Genomic DNA, 7,462 nt, shown 5'->3' on the forward strand with positions numbered 1-7,462 from the left:
CAGCAGCCGCAGAGGGGCGGCTGTGGTTTGCTTGCTCAACAAAAAAGAGCTTGGGGAGGAAGTATGGACGCAACTGCTTTATTTAAGTTTAGTTCGGGTCTTTATGTCGTATCAGCTGCCACCAAAGATGATTATGGTGCCTGCATTATTAATACGGGCCTGCAGCTGACGTCTCAGCCTTTGCAGGTAGAGGTTGTAGTGAACAAAGAAAACTACACTGAGCATGTGATTGAAGAAGCAGGACACTTTGCGTTGGTGGCTCTGACTCAGACGGCTGATATGCCCTTTATTGGTCGTTTTGGCTTCCGTACCTCAAGCGATTTTGATAAGTATGAGGGGATTGAATGCCTCAAGACACTCGATGGCGATCCATATTGCCCTGAGCATGCTGCCTGTCTTGTTTGCTGCAGGGTTGTTCAGCAGCTTGATGTGGGAACGCATATGCTTTTTGTGGGAGAGCTTGTTGATGCGCAAAACCTTAACGATGAACCGCCCTTGACGTACGCGTATTATCACAGCACGCTCAAAGGTAAGACTCCCAAGAAAGCCTCTTCCTATATTGGTGATTAAAGCTCGCAGGAGGCACAAGGATTTAAGTCTCACAGACGGTACAAGAATGTAAGTCTCACAGACAGCAAGAGAACGTAAAGCTCGCAGGAGACATAAGAATTTAAACCTTACGGCTCACAAGTAAGAAGAGAAAATTGTGATGGGTCAAGGGCGCTGAAGCAGGGTGCTCATCTTGCCTTGGGAGTAGATTTCGACAACATGAGTTGCGCGTGAGATGGCAGTGTAGAGACGACGGCGCGCAATCGGAGTATTGGGATACACGTCCATTTGGGCATCAGGAATGATGACACGGTCAAATTCCAAGCCTTTAGCAAGTTTGAGATCCATCACAATGACGCCCTTTGCTGGCAAAGCCTCATCACGACTGAGCAGCTTGACGTCACTGCCCAACTGACGTGCGAGCCAATATGCACGCTGTCTTTCAGCACAGATAATCGCTGTGAGTCCACCTTTTTGAGCGGCATGTTTGGCAGCAGCGTGCAACGTGTCCAAATAGGTATCATTGCTACAGGCCTGAATAATTGGTTCGATTCCTGATTCTTGTACCGAGGTGAGCTGGGCCTGTTCCTTTTCGGAGAGAAGACTGGCAAAAAGTGCGGTTACCTCAGGAGAAGAACGATAACTTGTGAGCAGCCTGGCTTCCTTAATCGTAGCTGCGCCTCCAAAGATTTCACGGATTTCGTTCCAGCTTGCAGAATGCTCACGCGTTGCCTGGTGCGGATCGCCCAACAGTAAGAAATGAGCTCCGCGGAAATAACGTGCAAGTACGCGCAGTTGGACTGTGCTGTAGTCCTGCACCTCGTCAATTACGACATAGCGTGCATCATCGGCGCCATGCCCTGTAATCAGGAGACGTAGCCATAGATGCTCTGCTCCACTGAGGCTTTTTATACCAAGAACTCGCGTGCCAATACGGTCGAGTCGCAACCACTCCAAGGCATCGACAGCTGCGTGTGCTGTGGCAAATCGCGTGGCTACAAACTCACGGGTAAGTGCAATAGTTTCCTCTTCGCTATCAGGGTCAATACGGTGACCAAAGATCTCAACTTGTTCGTCAATATCCAGCCCAATGAGTTCTTCTTGCCAGCGTTCTTCGCGTGACATGCGACCAAACTTACGCTCGATAGCCTCATGCATTTTGTCAGTTGAAAGCGCGGTACGACGTGGACCAGCAGAAAATTTTGCGAAGGAGTTCCAAGCAGAGGCTACTTGACTTGGTTTGAGGATGGACTCACCTGCAAGGGAAATGCCACGGAAGTCTTGCGGTTCAAACTCCAGCGTTGCCAATGCTTGCTCAAGTGCATCCAGCTGACTTGCGTTGCCTTCAGCACCATCGCCACGCTGGTCCAATCCAAGACGTGTAAGAAACTCTTGCCAGGTGTTTGTCTGGGGATTTGCCTCACCCAGCTGCGGTAAGACCGTATCGATATATCGTCCAAAAACTGGGCTCGGGGTAAAAAGCCACACGTGGCTGGCATCAAGATTGTCACGCTGGCGATACAACAAAAATGCGATGCGCTGCAACATGACCGATGTTTTGCCCGAGCCGGCAATACCTGATACTAGCAATACTGGTACGTCTTTGTGACGAATGATAGTGTTTTGCTCACGCTGAATGGTGGCTGTAATAGCGCGGAGTTTTTCAGAATGCTGCCGCCGCAGTGCATTAAGTAACAATGCGTCCTCGATAGCGACATTGGTATCAAAATAAGAGTGGAGCGTATCCCGCACGAGGTCAAATTGGCGGCGCAGCAACAGCTCAACCGTGCGTACACGGTCGCCAACCATATAAGACGTTTTGCCCATTTCTTGATTGTAGTAGGTCTCAGCAACAGGACTGCGCCAGTCAACTACCAAGGGGTTTGCTTCATGATCGGTGACGCCCGTGGTGCCGATATAGACATCACGAGGTGGACGACCAGGACGCATGCGCAAGGTGACTTTGGCAAAATAGGGCTGTTCGAGCAACAACACTATGCGTGCCAGCTTGTCGACCGAGATATCGTGATAGTTGTTATAGGTATCGATGACGGAATTGAGCGCCTCGATGGCCGCAAGGGTCTCCATGGTTTCATCGGCACTGCCAAAGTTTAAGCGGACCTCTTCAGAAAGAGTGATAAGGTCCTGCCGCGCGCCATGATGGTTGGTCTCGATTTCCTCGCTGAGTTCGTCACGCAGGGCGATGAGTTGGGCATATATCTCACTGAGATGGGCTTGTTCTGCAGCAAATTCAGCAGTGTTATTGACCGTTGAAGTATCCATTTAGTACTCCGACAAGGTGGGGGCAGTGCTTGTTTGGGCACCATCACGCTTTTCTTTGCGTTCCTTGTGACCACCAATCAGTTCACTGACCAAAATCGATACAAAAATTGAAGCAAAGCCTATAAGCATAAGTGTCGTTACGGTCTCATGATAAATTAAAACCGAAAAGATAACGCCAAATACGCTCTCAAAAGACATGATAAGTGCTGCCTGAGAGGGGTCAACGTACTTTTGTCCGAGATTTTGCATCACGATAGCAAGGACCGTGCCCAACAAAATCAAGAAGGCAAGTTTGCCAAGCAAATCTGGCGTAAAGTTTGTGATGGTGGGCAGCGCGTCTTTTGCAACAATACCTGCAAGCGCACATACCACAGCAAATACTAACAGCTGAATGACGATGAGTGTGGGTAGATCATGGGCGGGTGCCAGTATAGAAATCAGCACAATATTGATAGCAAAAAGTAATGCACAGCCGAGAGTCAAAGTGTCTCCAAGACCCATCGTAAAGGCGCCTGCAAGTCCTTTGGTACTGCTTCCCACTGTGACCAAACAAACCCCTGCAATACATAAAAGCGCAGCTAGAACATTATTTGTCTGAGGACGCTTGTGCTTTATTGCCCAATACAAAAACGGTACCATCACACAGTAGGTTGCCGTAAAAAAGGCATTTTTTGCGGGCGTTGTATAGGTCAGGCCTATATTTTGTACCAGATAGGCGGCACCACCCGAGATGCCAATGAGCGCACCTGCCACCATATGCGACGAATCTAGATTAGTGCGAAGGCGCTTCCAAAAGATTGGTATGCAAAAAAGCCCCGCTACAACAAAGCGGATGGCAAGGAGCCACGTTGCTGGAATCGTATCAAGGGCACCTTTGAGCACAACAAAGGAGCTGCCCCAGATTAGCGTGGTGGCAAGCAGAGCAAATTTGTAGACCCATACAGGGAAGGCAGTTGTTCTTTTCATGAGGGCAAGTATAGCGGTAAATACACTTTTACGTGAGCATTGTTGCGCTGTGTTACGACTATCCCAGCCAAGTTGTGTCGCGCGCTACAATATATAGGTTGCAAGTATCTAATTACCAGCATCTCAAGGGAGACTTATGGCTGACAAAATCCAGATGAAAACGCCGCTTGTCGAGATGGACGGCGATGAAATGACCCGTATCATCTGGCAGATGATCAAAGACGAGCTTATTTTGCCGTTTATTGATTTCAAAAGTGAGTATTTTGACCTTGGCCTGGAAAATCGCGATAAAACCAGCGATCAGGTAACTATTGACTCAGCCGAGGCTACCAAACGTTTGGGTGTTGCCGTTAAGTGTGCAACCATTACTCCCAATGCGCAACGCGTGGAAGAGTACAAGCTACATCAAATGTGGAAGAGTCCTAATGGCACTATTCGCGCCTTGCTTGATGGTACGGTTTTTCGCTCTCCCATCGTAGTGCGCGGTATCGATCCTGTGGTGCGCAGCTGGAAAAAGCCTATTACCATTGCTCGTCATGCATATGGTGACGTGTACAAAAATGCCGAGATGCGCGTGCCGGGCGCTGGCAAAGCAGAACTTGTTTTTACGGCACCAGATGGCAGAGAAACCCGTGAGCTTATTCAAGAGTTCACTGCTCCTGGCATCATTCAGGGTATGCATAATCTTGATGCTTCGATTGAAAGTTTTGCGCGTAGTTGTTTTGAGTTTGCGCTTTCTACCAAGCAGGATGTATGGTTTGCCACCAAAGACACCATTAGCAAAACCTACGACCATCGGTTCAAAGACATCTTTGCTGAGATTTTCGACGCAGAGTATCGTGAGCGCTTTGAGGCGGTAGATATTGAGTATTTTTATACCCTTATTGATGATGCGGTAGCGCGCGTGATGAAGTCCGAGGGTGGTTTTATTTGGGCATGCAAGAACTACGATGGCGATGTGATGAGTGATATGCTCTCGAGCGCTTTTGGTAGTCTTGCAATGATGACATCGGTACTTGTCTCGCCCCATGGCTTCTACGAGTACGAAGCTGCGCATGGTACTGTGCAGCGCCACTACTACAAGCATCTCAAGGGTGAGTCTACGAGCACCAACTCTGTGGCAACAATTTTTGCGTGGTCAGGCGCTCTGCGCAAGCGGGGTGAGCTTGATGACTTGCCCGCGCTGAGGGCTTTTGCTGACAAGCTTGAACAGGCAACCATCGATACGATTGAGTCAGGCCAGATGACGGGAGACCTTGTGCGTATTACCAGTATTGCCCATCCCACAACGCTGGATACGCAGGGTTTTATTGCTGCTATTGCAAAGAGACTCAAGGCGTAGCGGAGCGCTTGAATGACAGGCCCTGTGGGTACAAATCCAATGCGCGAGTCACCAGAACCACAAGGAGGTACGGCTGTGTTTGCAAATCCTGACCGTATCCTTGCGCTTGTCCTTGGGGCTTTCTTTGCCATGATAGCTGTGTTCATGGTATTTCATTGGCATTGGAGATTTCCCGATTGGCAGGATTTGCCCAGTGCTCGTCTCAATCTATTTTTGAACGGTGGGCCAGTGAGGGTATCTTTAGAAGCAGGTACCGATGCTGATGCAAATGAGACTACACAAATTCCCATCTTTCAGGAGCTGTACGAACGTGAGTTATTAAATAAATTTGCTCCATCGCGAAAACTTGTGTTGGATGAATTGTCGCTGATGCCGGGTCTAGCGCATACGAGGAGTTTTGATGCTTGGGAAGGCCTGCCAGCAATGAGCAGGCATATGGTGCCCCAAGGGGTTGCCGTATCTGATAAGTGGATTTTTGTCTCAGCATATGACGGTGCCTATCAGACAAATTCTGTGATTTACCTGATTGATAAGGCAACGGGCAAACTTGCCAAGACTATCGTACTGGAGGGTCAACCTCATGTGGGTGGTTTGGCGTATGACGATACGGTTGACCGTCTTTGGATAGCAACGCATAAGGGTAAAGTTGCACAACTTGCCTCAGTGAGTCTAGAGAAGCTTGAAGCGTATAAAGCTGAGGAGAATAAACTGCTTACATACGATACGCAGATAAGTATCGTGGGTCCTAAGCGCGCCTCTTTTGTTGAGTATTTTGAAGGTAGCTTGTATGTGGGATATTTTGATGTTGCAGGCCCGGGCATCCTTTGTCGTTATCGTCTGACGTGGGGAGGAGAACTGCTCGGTGAGGTCGCAAGCTCTCCTACTGAGACTTGGGAAATTCCTACGCGGGCTCAGGGAGTTGCACTCACAAAAGACTTTGTGTTTGTCTCACAGTCCTATGGCGTTGAATCATCAAGACTGTATGTATATGAGCGTCAAAAGACTCGTACCCCGCATGCAGATCCCTTTGTGAGTAAAACCCATGCGGCAACAAAAGATGTGGTAGAACTTGCTCGTCTGCGCACAAGGGCAGCTGATAAAAGTGCAGATATACTCCTAAATTTTGCCCAGAAACAGCAGGATCGTGTTGGCGCGACTCCTGCAGCAAAGGCTTCCAACACTCAGACAGGGTCAGCTGCTGAAGGTTCTGCGGGCACTACTAAGCCATCTGCGCGCAGCCTTAATGCAAATTTTGTAAATAGCGCTGCTGAATCCATAAAACGCATCGCAAACCAAGCCCGCAAAGCGAGCAAAAAGGCAGCTCAATACCATTCAAATTATATTGCGTGTCTGCGCTTGCCGCCGATGATGGAAGATATTTCTGTTAAGGATGGTCTGCTTTACGCTGTATACGAATCTGGCGCGGCAATTTATCGAGAAAAATATGGTGTGGGAGTGGATCGTGTCATTGCCTACCCCTTAGAAGTCATTCTTGAACAAGCGGGGGTGACAGATGATGAGTAACTCTCCGCAAGATACCAAAGCGAGCTTATCTCGTACTACAAGTTTTCCGCTTACAAGACTTGTGCTTTGTTTTGGTGGCTGGCTTCTCCTTTTTTTGTTGCTGGGGACCAATAATCCTGTCTCTCAAATCCTCAATTTGTCCCCTTGGGGTTTTGTGCTCGAAGCCAAGCTCTTAGATTATTTTGTATGCATCGGAGGACCACTTTTTGCTTTTGTCTTGGCGCTGGCATTGTTGGTAGTGGGAGTTGGTCCTACTCGTGCAAAGCAGGCTCTTTTTAGCGATCCTCTCCTTGACCATCTATTTAAAAAACCACAGCTTGAGACCCCTCAAACATTGATTGCATTTATCCTGCTGTTTGTGTTGGTGCGCGTGATAGGTGAGTCGCTTGCTATATTTTTGCCTCCCGCGCTGATACCTGAGACACCTTTGGTACTTGCAGATTTTCAGTTTGATACTCCTGAGTTGGGTATTGCCGTGGGTTTGCAACAACTCTTTTTCATGGCACTTCATCTGCTCATCGTACTTGCACCCTTATCGCTTGTTGAACAATCTCGTTTGCTAGACAAGGCGGGTAGATGGCGGTGGTTTTGTGTGGGGCTTTGGCTCCTTATTGCAGGTAGCTTGGTAGAGTTTACGCCGCTTACGGGTACTTTTGTGTACTGCGCATTGGCATATGGACCGTCTCGCGTGCTTTGTGGCTGGTATTTTTTGAGGACAGGAGATTTTGCCCGGACAGTATTTTTTGCCTGGGTTATCGAGGAGGTTCTGGGCTTTGCGTTTTACGTTTTGCTTTAATA

The 7,462-nt window shown here is 48.6% G+C and carries 6 protein-coding genes; 4 read left to right on the plus strand and 2 right to left on the minus strand.

Translation table 11 applies throughout. The annotated features are described in order from the left end of the window. The coding region (locus Q0X25_RS06265; protein WP_367270410.1) for a flavin reductase family protein at nucleotides 1–570 on the plus strand (570 nt) is incomplete at its 5' end. Between the two features lie 144 nt (nucleotides 571–714). On the opposite strand, the gene Q0X25_RS06270 is transcribed toward Q0X25_RS06265, so the two are convergent. Beyond that, nucleotides 715–2,832: an ATP-binding domain-containing protein gene (locus Q0X25_RS06270; protein WP_298580106.1), complete on the minus strand. Its 2,118-nt coding sequence runs from the start codon at nucleotides 2,830–2,832 to the stop codon at nucleotides 715–717. After that, nucleotides 2,833–3,798: a DMT family transporter gene (locus tag Q0X25_RS06275; protein ID WP_298580109.1), complete on the minus strand. Its 966-nt coding sequence runs from the start codon at nucleotides 3,796–3,798 to the stop codon at nucleotides 2,833–2,835. It abuts the gene before it with no gap. 136 nt (nucleotides 3,799–3,934) lie between these two features. Here Q0X25_RS06275 and Q0X25_RS06280 point away from each other — a divergent pair, with 136 nt between their 5' ends. The 3 genes from Q0X25_RS06280 to Q0X25_RS06290 all read left to right on the plus strand — a co-directional run bounded on the left by Q0X25_RS06280 (nucleotide 3,935) and on the right by Q0X25_RS06290 (nucleotide 7,460). Further along, the gene (locus Q0X25_RS06280; RefSeq protein WP_298580111.1) at nucleotides 3,935–5,140 is read left to right on the plus strand and encodes an NADP-dependent isocitrate dehydrogenase; all 1,206 of its coding nucleotides are present in this window, start codon (nucleotides 3,935–3,937) and stop codon (nucleotides 5,138–5,140) included. Between the two features lie 75 nt (nucleotides 5,141–5,215). After that, complete coding sequence (locus Q0X25_RS06285; RefSeq protein ID WP_298580114.1) at nucleotides 5,216–6,664, plus strand: YncE family protein; 1,449 nt, start codon at nucleotides 5,216–5,218, stop codon at nucleotides 6,662–6,664. Further along, the gene (locus Q0X25_RS06290) at nucleotides 6,654–7,460 is read left to right on the plus strand and encodes a hypothetical protein (protein WP_298580117.1); all 807 of its coding nucleotides are present in this window, start codon (nucleotides 6,654–6,656) and stop codon (nucleotides 7,458–7,460) included. Before Q0X25_RS06285 ends, Q0X25_RS06290 begins: the two co-directional genes overlap by 11 nt. Nucleotides 7,461–7,462 lie beyond the last annotated feature (2 nt).

The sequence above is a fragment of the uncultured Olegusella sp. genome, assembly GCF_947253395.1.
Taxonomy (GTDB): Bacteria; Actinomycetota; Coriobacteriia; order Coriobacteriales; family Atopobiaceae; genus Olegusella.